At 72.1% G+C, this 19,124-nt stretch carries 18 protein-coding genes, 2 pseudogenes and 1 riboswitch; of the genes and pseudogenes, 12 read left to right on the top strand and 8 right to left on the bottom strand.

Annotation, left to right across the window (positions count from 1 at the left end):
• Nucleotides 1-12 precede the first annotated feature (12 nt).
• The 3 genes from lhgD to KDL01_RS43045 form a co-directional block, all read right to left on the bottom strand.
• Nucleotides 13-1,224, bottom strand: a complete 1,212-nt coding sequence (lhgD, locus tag KDL01_RS04860) for an L-2-hydroxyglutarate dehydrogenase (protein WP_212527102.1) — start codon at nt 1,222-1,224, stop codon at nt 13-15.
• A gap of 4 nt (nt 1,225-1,228) precedes the next feature.
• A complete protein-coding gene (locus tag KDL01_RS04855) occupies nt 1,229-2,674 on the bottom strand; it encodes an aldehyde dehydrogenase family protein (RefSeq protein WP_212527101.1) in 1,446 nt (481 codons plus the stop codon).
• A gap of 190 nt (nt 2,675-2,864) precedes the next feature.
• Nucleotides 2,865-4,100 (bottom strand): ROK family transcriptional regulator, encoded by a 1,236-nt coding sequence (locus tag KDL01_RS43045; protein WP_212527100.1) that lies wholly within the window; start codon nt 4,098-4,100, stop codon nt 2,865-2,867.
• 228 nt (nt 4,101-4,328) lie between these two features.
• Between KDL01_RS43045 and KDL01_RS04845 the strand changes: the two genes are divergently transcribed.
• The 7 genes from KDL01_RS04845 (at nt 4,329) to KDL01_RS04815 (ending at nt 12,203) form a co-directional block, all read left to right on the top strand.
• Nucleotides 4,329-5,924 (top strand): MFS transporter, encoded by a 1,596-nt coding sequence (locus KDL01_RS04845; protein ID WP_246575954.1) that lies wholly within the window; start codon nt 4,329-4,331, stop codon nt 5,922-5,924.
• A 131-nt stretch (nt 5,925-6,055) separates the two neighbouring features.
• Entirely contained in the window at nt 6,056-7,843 is a 1,788-nt protein-coding gene (locus tag KDL01_RS04840; RefSeq protein ID WP_212527099.1) for a tannase/feruloyl esterase family alpha/beta hydrolase, read from the top strand.
• Between the two features lie 135 nt (nt 7,844-7,978).
• The gene (locus KDL01_RS04835) at nt 7,979-8,716 is read left to right on the top strand and encodes a GntR family transcriptional regulator (protein WP_212527098.1); all 738 of its coding nucleotides are present in this window, start codon (nt 7,979-7,981) and stop codon (nt 8,714-8,716) included.
• Between the two features lie 21 nt (nt 8,717-8,737).
• Nucleotides 8,738-9,472: a PIG-L deacetylase family protein gene (locus KDL01_RS04830; RefSeq protein WP_212527097.1), complete on the top strand. Its 735-nt coding sequence runs from the start codon at nt 8,738-8,740 to the stop codon at nt 9,470-9,472.
• Nucleotides 9,469-10,179, top strand: coding sequence for a 4-carboxy-4-hydroxy-2-oxoadipate aldolase/oxaloacetate decarboxylase (locus KDL01_RS04825; RefSeq protein ID WP_212527096.1), 711 nt, complete (start codon nt 9,469-9,471; stop codon nt 10,177-10,179). Before KDL01_RS04830 ends, KDL01_RS04825 begins: the two co-directional genes overlap by 4 nt.
• Nucleotides 10,172-11,221 carry a 4-oxalomesaconate tautomerase gene (locus KDL01_RS04820; RefSeq protein WP_212527095.1) on the top strand — a complete coding sequence of 350 codons (1,050 nt, stop codon included), beginning with the start codon at nt 10,172-10,174 and terminating at the stop codon, nt 11,219-11,221. Before KDL01_RS04825 ends, KDL01_RS04820 begins: the two co-directional genes overlap by 8 nt.
• A gap of 19 nt (nt 11,222-11,240) precedes the next feature.
• Nucleotides 11,241-12,203 (top strand): VOC family protein, encoded by a 963-nt coding sequence (locus tag KDL01_RS04815; RefSeq protein ID WP_212527094.1) that lies wholly within the window; start codon nt 11,241-11,243, stop codon nt 12,201-12,203.
• Between the two features lie 96 nt (nt 12,204-12,299).
• Here the strand turns inward: KDL01_RS04815 and KDL01_RS04810 are convergent, their stop codons facing one another.
• Both KDL01_RS04810 and KDL01_RS04805 read right to left on the bottom strand, forming a co-directional pair.
• Nucleotides 12,300-13,205 carry a transketolase family protein gene (locus KDL01_RS04810; RefSeq protein ID WP_212527093.1) on the bottom strand — a complete coding sequence of 302 codons (906 nt, stop codon included), beginning with the start codon at nt 13,203-13,205 and terminating at the stop codon, nt 12,300-12,302.
• Between the two features lie 60 nt (nt 13,206-13,265).
• Nucleotides 13,266-13,916, bottom strand: a complete 651-nt coding sequence (locus KDL01_RS04805) for a thiamine pyrophosphate-binding protein (protein WP_368861514.1) — start codon at nt 13,914-13,916, stop codon at nt 13,266-13,268.
• A gap of 206 nt (nt 13,917-14,122) precedes the next feature.
• On the opposite strand from KDL01_RS04805, the gene soxR reads away from it, so the two are divergent.
• Nucleotides 14,123-14,602 carry a redox-sensitive transcriptional activator SoxR gene (gene soxR / locus KDL01_RS04800; RefSeq protein ID WP_212527091.1) on the top strand — a complete coding sequence of 160 codons (480 nt, stop codon included), beginning with the start codon at nt 14,123-14,125 and terminating at the stop codon, nt 14,600-14,602.
• Between the two features lie 338 nt (nt 14,603-14,940).
• Nucleotides 14,941-15,100: riboswitch (cyclic di-AMP (ydaO/yuaA leader) on the top strand.
• A 10-nt stretch (nt 15,101-15,110) separates the two neighbouring features.
• Complete coding sequence (locus KDL01_RS04795) at nt 15,111-16,052, top strand: LysM peptidoglycan-binding domain-containing protein (RefSeq protein WP_212527090.1); 942 nt, start codon at nt 15,111-15,113, stop codon at nt 16,050-16,052.
• A 131-nt stretch (nt 16,053-16,183) separates the two neighbouring features.
• Here KDL01_RS04795 and KDL01_RS45830 read toward each other — a convergent pair.
• Nucleotides 16,184-16,821 (bottom strand): annotated as a pseudogene (locus KDL01_RS45830) (GlxA family transcriptional regulator); the annotation flags it as partial.
• On the opposite strand from KDL01_RS45830, the gene KDL01_RS04780 reads away from it, so the two are divergent.
• Nucleotides 16,763-17,044 carry a cupin domain-containing protein gene (locus tag KDL01_RS04780; RefSeq protein WP_307846095.1) on the top strand — a complete coding sequence of 94 codons (282 nt, stop codon included), beginning with the start codon at nt 16,763-16,765 and terminating at the stop codon, nt 17,042-17,044. The pseudogene KDL01_RS45830 and the gene KDL01_RS04780 overlap by 59 nt on opposite strands.
• Here KDL01_RS04780 and KDL01_RS04775 read toward each other — a convergent pair.
• Nucleotides 17,029-17,694 carry an NADPH-dependent F420 reductase gene (locus tag KDL01_RS04775; RefSeq protein WP_212527086.1) on the bottom strand — a complete coding sequence of 222 codons (666 nt, stop codon included), beginning with the start codon at nt 17,692-17,694 and terminating at the stop codon, nt 17,029-17,031. The two genes, KDL01_RS04780 and KDL01_RS04775, sit on opposite strands and share 16 nt — an antisense overlap.
• A gap of 93 nt (nt 17,695-17,787) precedes the next feature.
• Here KDL01_RS04775 and KDL01_RS04770 point away from each other — a divergent pair, with 93 nt between their 5' ends.
• Nucleotides 17,788-18,144, top strand: coding sequence for a winged helix-turn-helix transcriptional regulator (locus KDL01_RS04770; RefSeq protein ID WP_212527085.1), 357 nt, complete (start codon nt 17,788-17,790; stop codon nt 18,142-18,144).
• Here KDL01_RS04770 and KDL01_RS04765 read toward each other — a convergent pair.
• The gene (locus tag KDL01_RS04765) at nt 18,141-18,593 is read right to left on the bottom strand and encodes a GNAT family N-acetyltransferase (RefSeq protein ID WP_212527084.1); all 453 of its coding nucleotides are present in this window, start codon (nt 18,591-18,593) and stop codon (nt 18,141-18,143) included. The genes KDL01_RS04770 and KDL01_RS04765 overlap by 4 nt on opposite strands.
• Before the next feature lie 320 nt (nt 18,594-18,913).
• On the opposite strand from KDL01_RS04765, the pseudogene KDL01_RS04760 reads away from it, so the two are divergent.
• Nucleotides 18,914-19,124: pseudogene (locus tag KDL01_RS04760) on the top strand (non-hydrolyzing UDP-N-acetylglucosamine 2-epimerase); the annotation flags it as partial.

Raw genomic sequence — 19,124 nt, 5'->3', positions numbered from 1 at the left:
TGTTCTGGCCGCTCAGTCGGGCTGACGGGCCAACAGCCGGTCCACCACGTACTCGGCGATGGACAGACTGGAGGTGGCGGCGGGGGAGGGGGCGTTGCGCACGGCCGTGATCGGGCCGAGCGTGGTGATCCGGAAGTCGTCCACCAGCGAGCCGTCCCGGTCCACCGCCTGGGCCCGGATGCCCGCGGGGGCGCGGACCAGGTCGCTCGGCTCGAGTTCGGGCACGTACGCGCGGGCGGCGGCGGTGAACGCGCGCTTGGAGAGCGAGCCGCGCATCTCGCCGATGCCCATCTTCCAGTGCTGCCGGAACAGCCGGAGCGTGCCCGGCCAGGTCAGCGTCTGGAACAGGTCCCGGGGACTGACGTTGCGGCGCAGGTAGCCCTCGCGGGCCAGCGCGAACACGGCGTTCGGGCCGACGTCGACCAGGCCGTCCATCCGCGGCGTCAGGTGCACGCCGAGGAACGGGTAGGCCGGGTCCGGCACCGGGTACACCAGGGCCCTGACGAGGTGGGTGCGCTCCGGGCGCAGCCGGTAGTACTCGCCGCGGAACGGGATGATCGCAGGTCCCGGATCGTCGCCGGCCAGCTTGGCCACGGAGTCGGACTGCAGGCCCGCGCACAGGATCAGCCGGTCGAAGACGTGGCGCCCGCCGTGGGCGTCGTGCACCGCGACCTGCTCGCCGACGCGCTCGATCCGGGTCACCGGGTGCGAGAGCAGCACCGTGCCGCCGAGCTTGGCCACGTCCTCGGCCAGCGCCCGGGCGACCAGCTTGTAGTCGATGATGGCCGTGGTGGGGGAGTGCAGCGCCGCCTTGCCGCGCACGTGCGGCTCGAGCTCGCGCAGCCCGGCCGCGTCGAGCCAGGTCACACCGGGCACGCCGTTGGCGGCGGCCCGCTGCCGCAGGTCGCGCAGCCGGGTCACCTCGACCTCGTCCCGCGCCACGATGACCTTGCCGATCTCGCGGTATTCGATCCCGTGCTCGGCGCTGAACTCGTGCAGCAGCTCCACGCCGCGCCGGCACAGCGTCGCCTTGAGCGAGCCCGGGGTGTAGTAGATCCCTGAGTGGATCACGCCGGAGTTGTGGCCGGACTGGTGCGCGGCGACGTGCGCCTCCTTCTCGAAGACGGTCACCTCCGCGCCGGTCAGCTCGGCGATCCGGCGGGCGACGGCCAGGCCGACCAGGCCCGCGCCGACCACTCCGACCTTGTTCGTGTGTGTGGTCACGGCGTCAGGCCCCGAATCGGATCGCGACGGTCTTGACCCGGGAGTAGAAGCGCAGCGCCTCGGCTCCCTGCTCCTTGAACGGCGACCCGGAGGCGCCGAAACCGCCGAACGGCAGGTGGACGTCCCAGCCGGGGGTGGGCAGGTTGACCGAGACCTGGCCGGCGTTCACCCGGCGGGCGAACTCGTGCGCGCGGCCGAGGTCTTGCGTGAAGACGCCCGCGGCCAGTCCGTAGACCGAGTCGTTGACCGCCTCGACCGCTTCGTCGAACCCGTCCACCACGCGCACCGCGACGACCGGGCCGAACACCTCCTCGCGCCAGATCGCCATGTGCGGCGCCACGTCCCGCAGCACGGTCGGCAGCACGTAGCATCCGTGCGCGAACTCCGGCTCGGCCGGGGCCGAGCCGCCGACCGCGAGCACCGCGCCGTCGGCCTCGGCCCGGGCGATGTGGCCGAGCACCTCGTCCCGGTGCCTGCTGCTGACCAGCGGACCCATGGTGGTGCCTGGCTCGCCGCCGGGGCCCGGGCGCAGCGCCTTGGCCGCCTCGACCAGGCCGGCGATGACCTTCTCGGCCACGGCCCGGTCCACCACGATCCGGCTGGTGGCGGTGCAGCGCTGGCCGGCCTGGCCGAACACCGCCGCGGCCACGGTCGGGATCGCGAGGGCGAGGTCCGCGTCGTCGAGGATCGCGGTGGCGTTCTTGCCGCCCATCTCGGTCTGCAGCCGCACGTCGCGCCCGGCCAGCTGCCGCTGCAGCGAGCGGCCGACCTCGGTGCTGCCGGTGAACGAGACCGCGGCCAGGCGCGGGTCGTCGAGCAGCGCGGCCGAGATCCGGCTCGCCCGGCCGAGCGCCACGCCGAGCACGCCCGCGGGCAGGCCAGCGTCGTCCAGCGCGCGGGCCAGGTGCAGCGCGACCAGCGGGGTCTCGCCGGCCGGCTTGAGCACCACCGCGTTGCCCGAGATCAGCGCCGGCGCGGCCTTGCGCGCCGGGGTGAGCAGCGGGTCGTTCCACGGGGTGATCAGGCACACCACGCCCAGCGGCTCGGTGCGCGTGCTGGTCTCGGTGCCCGGGCGGGCGTCGTGCAGCAGCTGCCCGTAGGGCTGGCGCGCCCAGGAGGCGTAGTAGTCGAAGAAGTCGGCCGCCTTGCCGACCTCGCCGTCCGCCTCGGCCCGGGTCTTGCCCATCTCGGCCACGAGGTCGGCGGCGATCTCGGCGGCGCGCTCACGCAGCAGCGCGGCCGTGCGCACCATGACCGCGGCGCGCTCGAGCGGCGAGGTCGCCGCCCACACCGCCGCGCCGGCCTCGGCCAGCTCGTAGAGTTCCGCGACCTCGGCCGGATCCATCTCCGGCACCCGTGCGACCACGCGCCGGGTGTCGGCCGGATCGACCACGTCGATCGCGTGCCCTTCGCGCGGCTCGCGCCATGCGCCGCCGACCAACCGCGGCATCGTTCTGACTGAAATCAACGCTCTGCTCTCCCGCTTTCTCGCTCGGCAGGGTTCCCTGAGCGTAAGAGCGCGGGTGGGTGCGTCGAAATGGGTGAACGCGCAATCTTAGCTGTACCCGGCGGCCCGGCGAGCGGGGGAAGCCGAGCTCAGCGCCTTGATCAGCGGCGATCGATCTTGGTCGGGGCGGTACTCAGGCGGGTGTGAGCAGCGGCACGCCGGCCGGGTCGTCGAGCACCGTGGCGCAGGCGTAACGCAGCGCGCCGTGCAAGGTGGCGTCCGCGCCGAGCAGATCGGTGCTGATCACCGGCTCGTCGGTGGGGGTGACCGCGCGGCGCCCGGCCAGATGCCGCAGCACGCTCGGCACCAGCCAGTCCGACCAGCCGGCCAGGTGGCCGCCGAGCACCACCTGCTCCGGGTCGGCCACCCGGGAGACCGCGGTCAGCGCGGTGGCCAGGGCGCGCGCGCCGGATTCGAGCGCGCGCACGGCCCGGGGGTCGCCGCCGCGCAGCCGCCGGTCGAACTCGGCCGGGCCGGTCTCCAGGTCCGGGTCGTACGCGGCCGGATCCAGGCCGGCCGCCTGCATCAGCGCCCGCAGCCCCAGATAGGTGACCAGGCAGCCGTGGTCCCCGCACTTGCAGGCCGGACCGTCGAAGGAGACCGGGATGTGGCCGAACTCGCCCGCCATGCCGTGCCCGCCGGTGTGCACCGCGCCGTCCACGACCAGGCCGCCGCCGATGCCGTTGCCGGAGCCGCGCAGGTAGGCGAACACCCGCGGGGCCGCGCCGGTGCGCTCCATCAGGGCCCGGTACTCGGCGAACGCGGCCATGTTGGCCTCGTTGACCACGCTCAGCGGGACGGTGCCGACCGCGGGGTCGGCCCGCACCAGCGTGCGCAGGTCCACCCGGCGCCAGCCCAGCAGGATCGAGTCGGCCACGATCTCGTCCTCGATCACCGCGCCGGGCACGGCCAGCACCACCCGGGCCAGGTGCATCCGGGCCCGGCCCTCGCCGCGCACCGCCGCGATCCCGTCGCGCACCACCCGCCCGATCTCCCGGGTCACCGGCCGCGGGTCGCCGTAGGTGGCGGCGTGCGGCCGGTCGTCGCGCCACAGCTCGGTGCCGTCCAGGTCGGTCGCGGCCGAGATCAGCCGGCCCGCGGTGACCTGGATCGCCATCGCGGCCACCCGTCCCGGCGCGAGCTCGAGCAGCCGGCGCGGGCGGCCGCGGTTGCCGGAGGAGGCCAGGCCCACCTCGTGCACGAGCCCGTTGGCGATCAGCTCCGCGGTCAGCGCCGAGATCGAGGCGTGCACCAGCCCGGTGGCCTCGGCCAGTTCCGTGCGCGCGCACGGGCCGTGCGCGGCGATGTGCCGCAGCACCAGCGAGAGGTTGCGGCGTCGGACGTCGGCGGTGTCGACCGGGCTGTTCACGGCTCCGATTGTGACCGATCCCGGCGAGAACAGGGGTGGGAGTGGCACGGTCACAATATTTCTCACCCTGAAGAATATAGTCCGCCATCCCGCCTGGTCCGACGTCCAGGGGTGGAGGGTCTCTGCCTAAGGCCCAGGCATCCACGCCCGGCTGTCACGCAATCGTAATATCTCGACTGTTGAAAAAATTGTTGCCACGCGGACATACTCCATGGCACCGGCGGCGTCATGCCCCCGGATCACAAGGACGTGAAGGACGCCATGACGAACCTAACTCGTGCCTCCGGCACCGACCGCGGCCCGCTGCGCGCGGGTACGGTTGCCGCCGCCCTGTTCGCGGTTTGCCTCGCGCAGATCGGCCTGGCCATGCCGGCCACCCTCAACGGAACCTTCCAGGAGGTGTTCAACCCCACCAACTCCCAGCTGACCTGGATATCGGACTGCTCACTGCTGCCGATCACCGTGCTCGAGCTCACCTGCGGTGTGCTCGGCGACCTGTTCGGACGCAAGAGACTGCTCATGGGCGGCGCGCTGATGCTGGCCGTCGGCGAGGCGGTCTCGGCCTCCGCGCACGGGGTGAGCCTGATGTGGATCGGCCAGATCCTGGCCGGCGTCGGCTGCGCCGCGCTGTTCCCGACCACCCTGGCCATGCTGGTCGCGGGTGACCGCACCCCGGCCCAGCGGGCCAAGATGATCGCCCTGTGGGCCGCCATCCTGTCCACCGGAAACTTCATCGCCCCGCTGCTCGGCGGCATCACCGCCACCTACTTCAACTGGCGCTGGGCCTTCATCGTGGTGGTCGTGCTGGCCGTGGTGGACGCCGCGATCACCTACTTCACCGCGCAGGACTCGCGTTCCCCGGAGGGACGCTCGCTCGACCCGGCCGGCCAGGCCAGCATCGGCCTCGGCCTGTGCGCGCTGCTGTGGGGCGTCATCCAGGGCGCCGGCGACGGCTGGGGCACCCCGACCGTGGTGGGCGCGTTCGTGCTCTCCGCCGTGTGCATCGCCGCGTTCATCGTGATCGAGCTGCGCGTGCAGAACCCGCTGCTGCGCCTTGACCTGTTCAAGAACCGCAACTTCGCGCTCGCCGCCCTGGTGACCGTGGTCGGCATGTTCGCCTTCCTCGGCACCGCCTACGCCATCAGCATCCGGATGGGTCCGATCCAGGGCCAGTCCTCGATGCGCACCGCCTTCGCGTTCCTGCTGCTGAGCGGTCTGACCATCTTCCTGCTGCCGCTCACCCACCGGCTCATGGGCACCCTCGCCCCGCGCTGGGTGCTCGCCCTCGGCTTCGTGCTGATGGGCGTCGGCGACATCTGGGCCGGCCAGCTGCCGATCTCGGACAGCACGCTGCCCGCGCTGATCGTGCCGATGGGCCTGGTGGGCATCGGCTTCAGCTTCGCCGTCTCCGCGGTCACCGCGACCGTGGTGGAGACCGCGCCGCACAGCCTCGCCGGGATGGCCTCGGCCACCACCAGCATGCTGCGCGACTTCGGCTTCACCCTCGGCCCGGCCGTGATCGGCGCCATCGCCACCGCGAAGGCCGTCAGCGGTCTGAGCAGCTCGCTGCACTCGGCGAACCTCGCCGCCGCGGACCTCGGCAAGGCCCAGGGCATCTTGTCCGGCGGCGGCCCGCTGGCCGTCGAGCACGCCGACCCGACCGTCTCCGGTCTGGCCGTGCACGCCCTCGGCGACGCCTACAGCCTCGGCTTCACCGTCTGCGGTGTCGCGGCGCTGGCCTGCTGCCTGGTCACCGTGCTGCTGCTGCGCAGCCAGGCGGCCGAGTCGGCCGCGGAGCCCGCGCTCGCCGCCGCCGCGGCATGACGCACCGCCCCTAGACGGCCCGATCCCGGCCGCCTTCAAGACGGCCGGGATCGGGCGGTTCCCAAGTCCCCGGGGCAACGGGGACAAGGGATGGATCCTCCTGCTCAACGTCGTGCAAACAGGGAGAACCCTTGCGTTTCAGCATAGCAACCGACGAACACCCGACGGACGGGTCGGCGCCCCGGCGCTCCCGCCGCCGACCGCTCATCGCGGCCGTCGCGGCCGCGGTGACCCTCGCCGCGGGCCTGTGGGCCGGCGCGTCCGCGGCCGCGACCGGTTCGGCCACCGCGGCCGACGCCGTGGCGCCGGTCCAGTCCTGCGCCCAGGCCCAGGGAATCAATCTGCTGACCCTCTCCGGGGCCAACACCTCGATCACCTCGGCCACCTCGGTGGCCGCGGCGGACAACCCGGCCGGCTCCTGGGCCGCCTGTGAGGTCCAGGGCATCATCGCACCGGAGACCCACTTCACCATCTACCTGCCCACCAGTACCTACGCGGGCGAGTACCTGCAGGAGGGCTGCGGCGGCGGCTGCGGCAATGTCGGCGTGAACCAGCCGACCGCGGCCACCGGCTGCGCCCAGGCCACCGACGGGAACTTCGCCGTGGCCGCGGACGACGAGGGCCACGAGGGCGGCGGCTTCAGCGTCCCGGCGTTCCAGGACCCTGAACTGCGGGCCGAGTTCGGCTACGCCTCCGAGCACCAGCTCGCGCTGGTGTCCAAGGCGATCCTCAAGGCCTTCTACGGCAGCGCCCCGGCCGACTCGTACTACGACGGCTGCTCGGACGGCGGCCGCGAGGCCCTGATCGAGGCCCAGCGCTACCCGACCGACTTCAACGGCATCATCGCCGGGTCGCCTGCCTCGATCCAGACCGAGCTCAACGCCTTCGAAGAGGCCTGGAACGCCCAGGCGAACACGGCCGCGGACGGCTCGCCGATCCTCACCTCCGCCGACCTCGCGCCGCTGCACACCGCGGTGCTCCAGGCCTGCGGCGGCGCCACCGCGGTCAGCCTCGGCTACCTCGCCGATCCGCTGGCCTGCACCTGGAAGCCGGCGAGCATCGAGTGCGCGACGGGCCAGACCTCAAGCGCGAGCGACTTCTGCCTGACAGCCGCTCAGGTCGAGACCGTGGACAAGCTCTACTCCGGCCCCACCGACCCGCAGGGCCAGCTGCTCTACCCCGGCTACGAGGTCCGCGGCTCCGAGCTCAACTGGGCCGGCTGGATCGTGCCGAACGGCAACCAGGAGACCCAGGCCATCGACGCCAACATCGGCACCACGGCGTGGCAGAGCTGGATCACTCCCACCGGCACCTTCGACGGCGCGGCCAGCTACATGGACGTGCAGTTCACCAAGGCGAACTTCGAGAAGGTCACCAAGGCCAACGACGGTGAGCTCGACGCGACCGACCCGAACCTGTCCGCGTTCGAGAAGGCCGGCGGCAAGCTCATCCTGTGGGCCGGCTACGCCGACCCGGCGATCAACCCGGTGGGCACGATCTCCTACTACCAGGCCGTGACCAAGACCATGGGCGGTCTGGCCGCGACCGAGCGGTTCGCCAAGCTCTACCTGCTGCCCGGCGTCGCGCACTGCGGCGGCGGCCAGGGGCCGAGCAACTTCGACGCGCTGAGCGCGATCACCGCGTGGGTCACCCAGGGGCAGGCGCCCACCAGCCTGCTCTCCACGCTGACCGACAACACCGGCAAGGTGCTGGCCACCCGGCCCGTCTACGCCTACCCGTACATCGCGGTGGACACCACCGGCGGCTCGGCCACCGACGCGTCCAGCTACACCCCGCAGGTGTCCAAGGCGGAGCAGAACCTGAACGTGCAGTGGCTCGGCTCGTTCCGCTCGGGCTACGAGACGGTCAGCGGCTGGGTGAACGGCCAGTGGGTCACCCGGCCCGCGGACCTGCGATAACCGCGGGACCGAGACCGACACCACGCACTGACGCAACACGCTGATCCGGACGGTACGACCTCGAAGGAGGGATTGTCGATGAGAACGTATACAGGATTGTTGACAATCTCTTCGACGGGGTCGTACCGTCCGATCATGGAGATTTCGGCCGCGGACGGGGAGTCGGGCGACACGGACACGGACATGAGCCCCGATGCGGGCACGAAGACGAGCCGGAGCAAGGGCTCGGACACCGGCGTCGCGGGCGGCCGTGAGGCGGCCCGGGCGGCGGGGCGGATCCTGCGCGAGGAGATCCGCGACGGCGTGCTGACCCCCGGTCAGCGGCTGATCGAACTCGAACTCGCCGCCCGGCTCGGGGTCAACCGGGCCGCGGTGCGCGCCGCGCTGCTCGACCTGACCGGCGAGGGACTCGTCGAGCGGGTGGAGAACCGCGGCGCCCGGGTCCGGCTGATCCCGACCGAGGAGGCCGTGGAGATCGTCGAGTGCCGGATGGTGCTCGAGGGCCTGTGCGCCGCCGCCGCGGCCGAACGCGTGGACGAACGCGGCCGGGCCGCGCTGCGCGAGCTCGGCGAGCGGATGCGCACCGCGGTCGAGGAGGCGGACATCGCCGGGTACGCGGAGCTCAACCGGCGGCTGCACGCGCTGGTGCTTGCCCTGTCCGGCCGGCGCGTCGCGGCCCAGATGCTGGAGCGGCTGCACGCCCAGAGCGTGCGCCACCAGTTCCGGCTGAGCCTGCGCCCGGGCCGCCCGCGCCAGTCCCTGCCCGAGCACCTGGCGTTGATCGACGCGATCTGCGCCGGCGACCCCGCGGCCGCGGAGCGGGCCGCCCGAGCCCACCTCGCCGGCGTCGCCGAGGCATTGCGCGCTAGTTGAGAACAATGAGGAGAGAAGAACATGGCTGAGATAACCGAGGCGCTGCTGGTCGTGAGCGCGCACGCGGGCGACTTCGTCTGGCGCTCCGGCGGCGCGATCGCGCTGGCGGCCGAGCGCGGGCAGCGGGCCAAGGTGGTCTGCCTGTCCTACGGCGAGCGCGGCGAGTCCGCCAAGGCGTGGCTGGCCGGGAAGAAGCTCGAGGAGATCAAGGCCCTGCGCCGGCAGGAGGCCGAGGCCGCGGCCGCGGCGCTGGGCGCGGAGATCGAGTTCTTCGACGCCGGCGACTACCCGCTGCTGGAGAGCCCCGAGCTGGTGGACCGGCTCGTGCACGTCTACCGCGAGGTGCAGCCCACCGTGGTGCTCACCCACACCCTGGCCGACCCGTACAACGGCGACCACCCGGCCGCCGCCCGGATGGCGATCCAGGCGCGCATCCTGGCCCAGGCCATCGGCTACGAGGCGGCCGGCGACCCGCTCGGCGCCCCGCCGCTGTTCTCCTTCGAGCCGCACCAGTCCGAGCAGTGCGACTTCAAGCCGGACGTGCTGCTCGACATCACCCCGGTGTTCACGCGCAAGGAGGCGGCCATGCGCTGCCTGCCCGCGCAGCAGCACATGTGGGACTACTACACCGACCTGGCCAAGCGCCGCGGCGTGCAGCTCGAGCGCAACGCCGGCCCGAACCTGGGCCTGGGCAAGGACACCCGCGCCGAGGCCTTCCAGCGGCACTACCCGCAGACCACCAAGGAGCTCTCGTGAGCGCCGCGCCGTCCCGCGGCGTGGTCGTCACCGGCGTCCCGCGCCCGCCGCTCGAGCAGCTCGACGCGCTCGCCGGGTACGGGGTCGCGACCGTGCACGAGGCCCTCGGCCGTACCGGCTATCTGGGCCCTGACCTGCGGCCGATCCAGCAGGACGTGCGGGTGGCCGGGTCCGTGGTCACCGCGCTGTGCTGGCCCGGCGACAACCTGATGATCCACGCCGCGGCCGAGCAGTGCGCCGAGGGCGACGTGCTGGTGGTGGCCACCACCTCGCCGTGTTCGGACGGGCTGTTCGGCGAACTGCTGGCCACCTCGCTCGCCTCCCGCGGTGTACGAGGCCTGATCATCGACACCGGCGTGCGCGACACCGCCGAACTGCGCGCGATGGGCTTCCCGGTCTGGTCCCGGCACGTCAGCGCCCAGGGCACGGTCAAGGCCACCGCCGGCGCGGTCAACGTCCCGGTCACGGTCGGGCGCCAGACGCTGTTCCCGGGCGCCGCGATCCTCGCCGACGACGACGGCGTGATGACCTTCCCGGCCGCCGAGCTGCCCCACGCCCTTGAGGCCTCGGCCGCCCGTGAGGCCAAGGAGCAGGCCACCCGCGAGGCGCTGGCCGCCGGACAGCTCGGCCTCGACCGCTACGACCTGCGGCCGCTGCTGGCCGGACTCGGTGTCGAGTACATGACATACGAGGAATACCATGAGTGAGGGCGCGGGCATACCCTGCATCCTGATGCGCGGCGGCACGTCGAAGGGCCCGTACTTCCTCGCCCGGGACCTGCCCGCGGACCGGGAGGCGCGCGACGAACTGGTCCTGCGCGTCATGGGCAGCCCCGACCCTCGGCAGATCGACGGCATCGGCGGCGCGCACCCGCTCACCAGCAAGGTCGCCGTGGTCAGCTGCTCGGCGCGCGAAGACGCCGACGTCGACTACCTGTTCCTGCAGGTCGGAGTCGGCGAGGCCTTCGTCACCGACAAGCAGAACTGCGGAAACCTGCTCGCCGGGGTCGGGCCCTTCGCCGTGGAGCGGGGCCTGGTCGCGGCCGCCGAGGAGCGCACGTCCGTGCGCATCCACCTCGTCAACACCGGCGAATCGGCCACCGCGACCTTCGCCACCCCCGGCGGCTGCGTCGACTACGCCGAGCCCGTGCTGCTCGCCTTCGCCTCACCCGAGGGCAAGCCGCTGCTGCCGACCGGCCGGGTCCGCGACGAGATCGACGGACTGCCCGTCACGTGCATCGACAACGGCATGCCGACCGTCGTGGTGCGCGCGGGCGACCTCGGCGTCACCGGCTACGAGACCCCCGCCGAGCTCGAGGCGGACGAGCGGCTGACCGAGCGGATCAGCCGCATCCGGACCGCCGCGCTCGAGCTGATGGGCCTGGGCGACGCGCCGTCCCTGCCGAAGATCTCCCTGCTCGCCCCGCCCCGCGACGGCGGCACCGTCAGCACGCGCACCTTCATCCCGGTGCGCTGCCACGAGGCGATCGGCGTGCTCGGCGCCGTCAGCGTGGCCACCGCGCTGCTGCTGCCCGGAGCCGTCGGGGCCGAACTCGCCGCACCGCGTACCGCACCGGGCGCGCCGCTGCGGCTGGAACACCCCACCGGCGCGGTGGACGTCTCGGTCGAACTCGACCCCGACGCTCCCGCCGACCGGCCCCGCACCCGCCGGGCCGGCCTGGTGCGCACGGCACGCAAGCTGTTCGAGGGCACCGTATTTCCCCGGCCGTCGCACACCGCCAGCAACTGAAGGAAGCAAGAGACTCGCCATGACCACCCCCTCGCCCTTCCACGAGGTCGCGCACCTCGGACACGTCGAACTGCTCACCCCCGAACCCGAGGCGAGCCTGCGTTTCTTCACCGAGATCATGGGCCTGCGCGAATGCGGCCGCGACGGTGACTCGGTCTTCCTGCGCACCTTCGACGACTACGAACACCACAGCCTGATCCTCACCGGCCACGCGTCCTCCGGCATCCGCCGCACCGCGCTGCGCACCTGGAGCGCCGAGGCCCTCGAGCGCCGCGCGGCCGCGATCGAGCAGGCCGGGTTCGGCATCGGCTGGCGCGAGGGCGGCTTCGGCATCGGCCGCACCTACGCCTTCCGCGACCCCGACGGCCACGAGTTCGAGCTCTACTGGGAGTCCGAGCACTACCGGGCCCCCGAGGCCTCCCGGCCCGCGCTCAAGAACCAGGCCGAGGCCAAGCCCGCGTACGGGGTGGGCGTGCGGCGCCTGGACCACGTCAACTACCTCGCCGCCGACGTCGAGGCCAACGGCGCCTTCCAGCGCGACCTGCTCGGCGCCCGCACCAGCGAGCAGATCCGGCTCGACACCGGCCGGATCGCGGCGCAGTGGCACCACTTCGGCAACAAGTCCTACGACCTGGTCTACACCGAGGACTGGACCGGCAGCGAGGGGCGGCTGCACCACATCGCCTTCGCCACCGACACCCGCGAGGAGATCCTGCGCGCCGCCGACGTCTTCCTGGACGCCGGGGTCTTCATCGAGACCGGCCCGCACAAGCACGCCATCCAGCAGACCTTCTTCCTGTACGTCTACGAGCCCGGCGGCAACCGGATCGAGCTGTGCAACCCGGTCTCCCGGCTGCTGCTCGCCCCCGACTGGGAGACCGTGACCTGGACCGAGTCCGAGCGGGCCAAGGGCCAGGCCTGGGGACTGAAGACGATCGAGTCCTTCCACACCCACGGCACCCCGCCGGTGCAGGCGGGCTGAGGACCGGCCCCGACCCGGCAGAGCACTGACGCCGACGACCCCCCTCGCGGGCCGCCGGCTTCAGTGCTCTGCCGTTCCTCGCGGTGTCCACGGCGCTCAGCCGAGGAACCCGCCGATCCGCGCCCGCAGCGAGGCCGCGTCCAGGCCGTGCGCCGCCGCGTGCTCGGCGGGCGTCCCGTAGCGGCGCAGCTCCTGGCGCGCGACGCCCAGCCCGAGCACCCGGTGCGGGGTGTCCAGCAGCGCCTCGCCCACCTCCCGGTTCGAGGTGCCGGCCAGGTACGGCTCGACCACCACCACGTCGGCTGCGGCGGTGCGCGCGACGGCCGAGCGCAGGCCCGCCACGTCGAACGGGCGCACGGTGGCGGCGTAGAGCACGGTCACGTCCAGGTCGGCGACGGCCTCGAGCACCGGGTCCAGCAGCGGCCCCACGGCCACCACCACCCCGGCCGCCCGGTCGGAACCCTGCTTCAGCACCGCCATCCGGCCGCCCTCGACCGGGTGCGCCGCGTGGTTGGTCTCGCCCGAAAGCCGCAGGTAGACCCGTCCGGAACCGGCGGCGGCCGCCCGCAGCAGCGCCTCGGCCTCCTCCGGGTGGCCGGGGACCTGCACGGTCCAGCCCTCCAGCGTGTCGAACAGCGCGACGTCGCCCGGCGCCTGGTGGGTGCGCCCCAGGGAGGCCATGTCGTAGGAGGCCCCCGTGCTGACCAGCACCGCGCCCACGTCCTGGTGCCCGAGGTCCAGCTTGATCTGCTCGAACGGCCGCTCGACCAGGAACGAGGGAAAGGTGTGCGCGATCGGGCGCAGCCCGGCCAGGGCCAGCCCGCCCGCCACCCCGATCAGCAGCTGCTCGCGGATCCCGACGTTCAGCACCCGCTCCGGGTGGCGGGCGGCGGCCGGGGCGAACGCCGCGGCCGTGATGTCGGCGAGCACGACGGCCAGCCGCGGGTCCTGGTCGAGCAGGTCGGAGGTGGTGCTGGTGAAGCGCTCTCGCATGGTGTCCATGGTCTTTGCTCTCCTCTGGGTATAGGTGTGGCTTGGTGTCTGCTTCTGGGCCGTGCGAGCTCAGCTGTACTTCGGTTCGACCACCGCGACCACCGCGTGCGGGCGGCCCGGGTGCGGCGCGGTGAACGCGGCCTCGAGCGCGTCGTGGTCCCGGCCGTCCACCGTCACGGTGGACCAGCCCTCGCGCTCGAACCGGGTGGCGATGCCACCGGACCAGCCGTGCGTGGCCGACTGGTTGTCCACGACCACCGCGGTCAGGCTCGCCAAGCCCACCGCCCCCGCGTACGCGATGGCCTCGTGGTTCGAGCCCTCGTCCAGCTCCGCGTCGCCGAGCAGCGTGACCACGCGCTGCGTGTTCAGCCCGCGGGCCCGCAGCCCCAGCGCGGTGCCCACGGCCAGCCCGAGCCCGTGCCCGAGCGAGCCGCTGCCGATCTCGGCCCCCGGCACCAGCAGGCGGTCCGGGTGGTGGCCGAGCGGGGAGTCGAAGGACCCGAAGTCGCCCAGCCACGACTCCGGGATGAAGCCGCGGGCGGCCAGCACGGCGTAGTACGCCATCGGGCCGTGCCCCTTCGAGAGCAGGAAGCGGTCGCGCAGCGGGTCCTCCGGGGCGTGCGGGTCGACCCGCAGCACGCGGGTGTAGAGCACCCACAGCGCGTCCAGCGTGGAGGTGGCGGCCGGCCCGTGCTTCTCGTCGCCGGTCATCTGCGCCATCAGGCCGCCCAGCGCCTCGAACGACGCGCGCTCGGTGCCCGCGTCCTCGCGGATCTCCCGGCTCGTGTCCCCGGTCCGGTCCAGCACCGCCGTGTTCGTGTTCATCATCGCCTCCGTGTTCGTGTTCGTGTTCTCCATGTCCCCTAGGTTGCAACTTCAAGTCGACTTGAAGTCAAGCGGCAGGACAGGCCCTAGGATCCGGGGCCATGCCCGTACTCGAATCCCGCCTGAGCGTCGGCGAACTCGCCCGCCGGGCCGGCGTGGCCACCTCGGCGCTGCGCTACTACGAACAGCTCGGACTGATCGCCGCCGAGCGCACCGCCGGCGGCCAGCGCCGCTACGCCCGGGCCATGCTGCGCCGGGTCGCCTTCGTCCGCGCGGCCCAGCAGGTGGGCCTGAGCCTGGACGAGGTCGGCGCGGTGCTCGCCCGGCTTCCGATGGACCGGGCACCGAACAAGGCGGACTGGCAGGCGGTCTCGCCGCTGTGGGTGGCACGCGTGGACGCCCGGATCGCCGAGCTCGAGCGGCTGCGCGAGAGCCTGACCGGCTGCATCGGCTGCGGCTGCCTGTCCCTGCGCACCTGCCGCCTCTACAACGCGGGCGACACCGCGGCCACCCGCGGCCCCGGCGCCCGCTGGCTGCTGGGCGACACCCCGCCGAAGCCGGGCGAGTCCACCGGAATGTGACGGCTCCGGCACTTTACGCGGTTAATCGAAATGGGTGGCTGATTCAGTCACTTTCCGCGATGAATGCGTGACGCATTGCCGATACTCACGGTGCTGAATCAGTCACGTATGGTGAATGGCGCCCGCACCGAGCGCGACGATCAGGTCGCTCTCAGCATTGCCGCGGGCGCTTTTCGCCTGTTTGCGAATGCTCTGACCTGCGATGTCTCGCTAGGCGTAGCGATTTCCTCGCTTTTCGAGTTTCTTCGTGTATCTCGCTCGAAGTGGTTATTTGTCCGGTTTTCATGTGCCTATAGTTGTCCCCAGGCGTTGCTGAACAGCCACTGAAATTCATGGCGGCAACGCCTCCGCCGAGTCCAGAGCGGAGTGGAAAGACACTCCCAGGGAGCCGGGGACCCACAGATCCCCCGGGGTGAATCCGTGCCCACACGGCACGGTAGGGCGACCTCTTACGCCCGAACCCGTCAGCTAACCCGGTAGGCGGCCTGAAGAGGAAGAGACCGAAGTCTTGACGTTCAACCGTCTGTCCCTGTCCGTCCCCACGCGCAAGCACGTTCGCGCCGTCACCCTCAGCGCCGCCGCGATCGCGGGCGTCGCGATGCCGACGCTGGCCTCGGCCGCGACCGTCGGTTCGACCCACACGCCGAGCCACTCCGTGCAGGCGTCCTCCGCGAGCTCCAACGGCTCCAACGGCTCGTCCGTGAACGCCACCAACGTCTCCTCGAGCACGTCGACCTCGAGCGACGGCACCTACACCGTCGTCGCCGGCGACACCCTGTTCGGCATAGCCCAGAGCAAGCTCGGCGACGGCAACAAGTACCACGAGCTGTTCGACCTGAACAAGAACCGCACCGAGGCGAACGGCGCCACGTTCACCGACGCCAACCTGATCGACGTCGGCTGGACCATCCTGCTGCCGGGCAGCGGCAGCGCGTCCTCGTCCACGAGCGACAACTCCGCCACCACCGGCACCACCTCGAGCACCACCTCGGGCACCTCCAGCGACTCGTCCTCGAGCTCCGCCTCGAACTCGAGCTCGAACTCGACCAGCGGCACCACCGCGTCGAGCAGCACCGACTCCTCGACCTCGAGCACCGGCTACGCGGACGACCTGGACGGCTGGATCAACCAGGCCATCGCGATCATGAACGCGAACGGCATCTCGGCCCCGTCGTACAACGCGATCTACCAGACCGCGATGAACGAGTCCTCGGGCAACCCGACCGCCGAGAACGGCTGGGACTCCAACGCCGCGGCGGGCACCCCGTCCATCGGTCTGATGCAGATGATTCAGCCGACGTTCGACGCCTACGCGCTGTCCGGCTACAACGACATCACCAACCCGGTCGACAACATCATCGCCGCCTCCCAGTACGCCAACGCGACCTACGGCGGCCTGGACAACGTCGTGGCCGCTCGCTGCGGCGGCTCCTGCTGGTACGGCTACTAAGCCGAACCACGCGACAAGCTGACCCGGCATCAGCCGGCCCAGGCCACAGCCTGACCAGGACCGCACCCGCGGCGCTCACGAAGCGCCGCGGGTGCGGTCTTTCGCGCGTGCCTGCCGTGGGCGCGGCCGGCTCACGGGCTGCGCGACGCCCGCCGGTAGGCGCCGGGCGTGGTGCCCACCTGGTCGCGGAAGCGGCGGCGGAGGTTGACCGGAGAGGCGAGGCCGACGCGTGCGGCGATCGCCTCGACCGGCAGGTCCGTGTCCTCGAGCAGCGCGCGTGCCGCGGTAACCCGGCGCGAGAGCAGCCAGGCGCCGGGGCCGATCCCCAGGCGTTCGGTGAAGCGCCGAGACAGCGTGCGCGGCGAGACGCCGAGCTGCGCGGCCAGGTCGTCGACCGACAGCGGGGTGCCGAGGCGCGTCTCGGCCCAGGTGAGCAAGTCCTCGAACGCGGCTGTGTCGGTTCCCGCGTACGGGTGAGGCTGACGAGGCGTCTGATCGTCCGTGCGGAGCGGCGGCATCACCATGTGCTGCGCGAGGCGCGCGGCGTGTGCCGCCCCGTGATCCTGGCGAACCAGGTGCAGACACAGGTCGATACCCGCACCCGCCCGGCGCTGGTCGCGACGTCGCCGTGGTCGACGTAGAGCCGGTCCGGCTCCACCCGCACCCGCGGAAACTCCCGCCGCAACTGCTCGGCGCGCTCCGGGTGCGTGGTGGCCGAGCGTCCGTCCAACAACCCCGTCCGGGCGAGCGCGAACACCCCGGAGCAGATCGGCGCACACGCGCACGTGCTCGAGATGGACGCCGGAGCCCGCTGGCCCCGCCCCGACGTCCACGAGCCCGGCCCGGAGGAGGTCTACGTGGTGTCAGGCGTCTTCCACGACGGCGCCCGCGACCACCCGGCCGGCACCTTCCTGCACGCACCCGCGGGCACCTGGCACCTGCCGGGAACCGAGACCGGCTGCACGCTGTTTCTGTTCTACCCGGCCGGCTGAGGCTCCTGCGCGCGGGCAAGGAGCGCGGGATCCACGTCGGGCACGGCGAGTTTCGGGTTGAAGCCCGCCGCCACCACGCGCATGACGAAGCCGGCGGTCTCCTCCGCCTGGCGGGCGCTCGCGAGTCCTCCGACCACGGCGCTGTGCGCGCCGAGGTCCGCGATGAGTCGGGCGGCCGTCTCGAGGCTGGACTGCTCGTCTCCGCAGATCGCCACGACCGGAGCCTCCCGCGGTATCGCGGTGGAGGGCCAGGAGGCGCCGGCGAACAGGTGAAGGGCCTTGACCACATGGGCTCCGGGAGCCACCCGAGCGACCGTCTCGGCCGCGGAGCCGGACTCCGTCTTGTGCGCGCCGGTGGTGAAGTCGACCGGGTTGGTGCAGTCGATCACGGTCTTGCCGACGAGAGACGGGCCGGCGATGAGCTCGACGGCGGCTTCAAGGCCTTCCCAAGCCACCGCGATCACCACGACATCGGCGCGGCGCGCGAGTTCTGCGGCGGCCACCGCTTCAGCCGCGGAGCCGATCCGTCGTGCGGCTTCGCGTGCGTGTTCCGCGTCGCGCCCGGTCACCAGGATCCTGTGCCCGGCCGCGGCCCAGGCCCGGCCGAGCGCCGTTGCCAGGTTCCCGGTCCCCAATATGCCTACGTTCACGGTGTTCTCCGCTCCCTGGGAAAAGGTGTCACCGGAGACGCTACGAGCCCGCTTCCTACCACTTGGTAGGACGATGTGTGCCAGGCTCGGGTCATGCCCGACGAGCAGTGCCCGATCTTCGTGAGCGACTGCCATGTACGCGCGGCGGTCGAGCTCATCAACCACGCCTGGGACCCGGTGGTTCTCTCTGCTCTGCGGCTCGGGCCGACGCGCCGCAACGAGCTGTTGGCGCACGTCTCCGGAGCCAGCGACAAGGTGCTCACCCAGTCCCTCCGGCGCCTGCAGGAGCGCGGACTGGTCGTCAGATCGCGGCCCGTCGAACCCTCGGTCGGCACCACCGGCGCGATTTACCGGCTCACTTCGCTCGGCGAGTCCTTCGCCCACGGCCCCTTGGCCGAACTCGCCCGGTGGGCTGCCGAAAATCACGCCGAGCTGGTCGAGGAAGCCTAGTCCGGAGGCCGCTGAAGCAGCCGCCGAGACGCCTCAAATCCCAGCCGCTCGTATACCGGCACCGCCCTGCGGCCGGAATGCACCGTCACGCGGATGGACCCGACCCGCTCCGCATGCGCCGCGGCGGCCTCCACCAGCGCCGACCCGATCCCGTGACCGCGCTGCTCTGGCAGCACGAAGACGCTCTGGACGTCGGCAGACAGCCGGCTCGTCGCCCCGGGCCGAGGCACGCGCGGCACCAGCGCGACCCACGCCATGCCGACGATCTCCGGGCCGCCGACCCGCGCCACGAACGCCAGGTGCGAGTCCTGATGGGCGGCCCACCACGCCCCGAGCTGCGCCGCGAACGCAGCGATGTCCGGTTGCCCCGGCTCCTCGCCGCGCGTGTCGAGCCACAACAGCCCGGCCAAGGCCGCGACGTCCCCTGCCCCCGCCTGGCTGATCTTCACGCGGCGAGTCTAGCCGGTATGGAAATCATGTGATTGAGGTGAGGATGATGAGGCCGGGCCCCGTCGGCTCAATAGTCGGATGGTTCAGTGATCCGAATTCGGTTCGCCGGACGGGCGGCTGCGGCCCGGTTGGCCCGTTCGCAGCTGCGCGCGTGCGAGTATTCGCGCCATGACCAGTTCCGTCGCGGCGGGCGGGGTGCCCCGGGGGATGGTCGAGCGCGCGGGCGTCGCGTCCGCGCGTACGCCGCTGTCGCCACCGCCACTGCCGCCGCTCGAGCGCGCCCTTCCCGCCACACTTCCTCGCGTCTGACGGAGAGCCCATGTACGATCCCTGCGCTTCCATCATCACCGGCTCGGTCGCCTTCGTACTCGGCACCCGGCCGGAGATCGTCAAACTCGCGCCGCTGGCGGGGCTGTTCGCCGACGCGGCGCGGGTGATCCACACCGGGCAGCACTACGACGCGCGGATGTCCGAGGTCTTCTTCACCGACTGCGGGATGCGGCGGCCCGATGTCACGCTCGGGGTGGGCG

It is taken from the genome of Actinospica durhamensis, assembly GCF_018139695.1.
GTDB classification, from domain to species: Bacteria; Actinomycetota; Actinomycetes; order Streptomycetales; family Catenulisporaceae; genus Actinospica; species Actinospica durhamensis.
The sequence above is the reverse complement of the archived record's forward strand: the minus strand, read 5'-3'. Positions and strand labels throughout refer to the sequence as shown.

Excerpts from the sequence above, each read along its gene's own strand:
- KDL01_RS04815 (WP_212527094.1), top strand. The coding sequence starts at position 11,241 with ATGACCACCCCCTCGCCCTTCCACGAGGTCGCGCACCTCGGACACGTC.
- KDL01_RS04845 (WP_246575954.1), top strand. The coding sequence starts at position 4,329 with ATGCCCCCGGATCACAAGGACGTGAAGGACGCCATGACGAACCTAACT.
- KDL01_RS04855 (WP_212527101.1), bottom strand. The coding sequence starts at position 2,674 with ATGCCGCGGTTGGTCGGCGGCGCATGGCGCGAGCCGCGCGAAGGGCAC.
- KDL01_RS04805 (WP_368861514.1), bottom strand. The coding sequence starts at position 13,916 with ATGGCGCAGATGACCGGCGACGAGAAGCACGGGCCGGCCGCCACCTCC.
- KDL01_RS04820 (WP_212527095.1), top strand. The coding sequence starts at position 10,172 with ATGAGTGAGGGCGCGGGCATACCCTGCATCCTGATGCGCGGCGGCACG.
- KDL01_RS04810 (WP_212527093.1), bottom strand. The coding sequence starts at position 13,205 with ATGGACACCATGCGAGAGCGCTTCACCAGCACCACCTCCGACCTGCTC.
- KDL01_RS04830 (WP_212527097.1), top strand. The coding sequence starts at position 8,738 with ATGGCTGAGATAACCGAGGCGCTGCTGGTCGTGAGCGCGCACGCGGGC.
- soxR (WP_212527091.1), top strand. The coding sequence starts at position 14,123 with ATGCCCGTACTCGAATCCCGCCTGAGCGTCGGCGAACTCGCCCGCCGG.
- KDL01_RS04770 (WP_212527085.1), top strand. The coding sequence starts at position 17,788 with ATGCCCGACGAGCAGTGCCCGATCTTCGTGAGCGACTGCCATGTACGC.
- KDL01_RS04835 (WP_212527098.1), top strand. The coding sequence starts at position 7,979 with ATGGAGATTTCGGCCGCGGACGGGGAGTCGGGCGACACGGACACGGAC.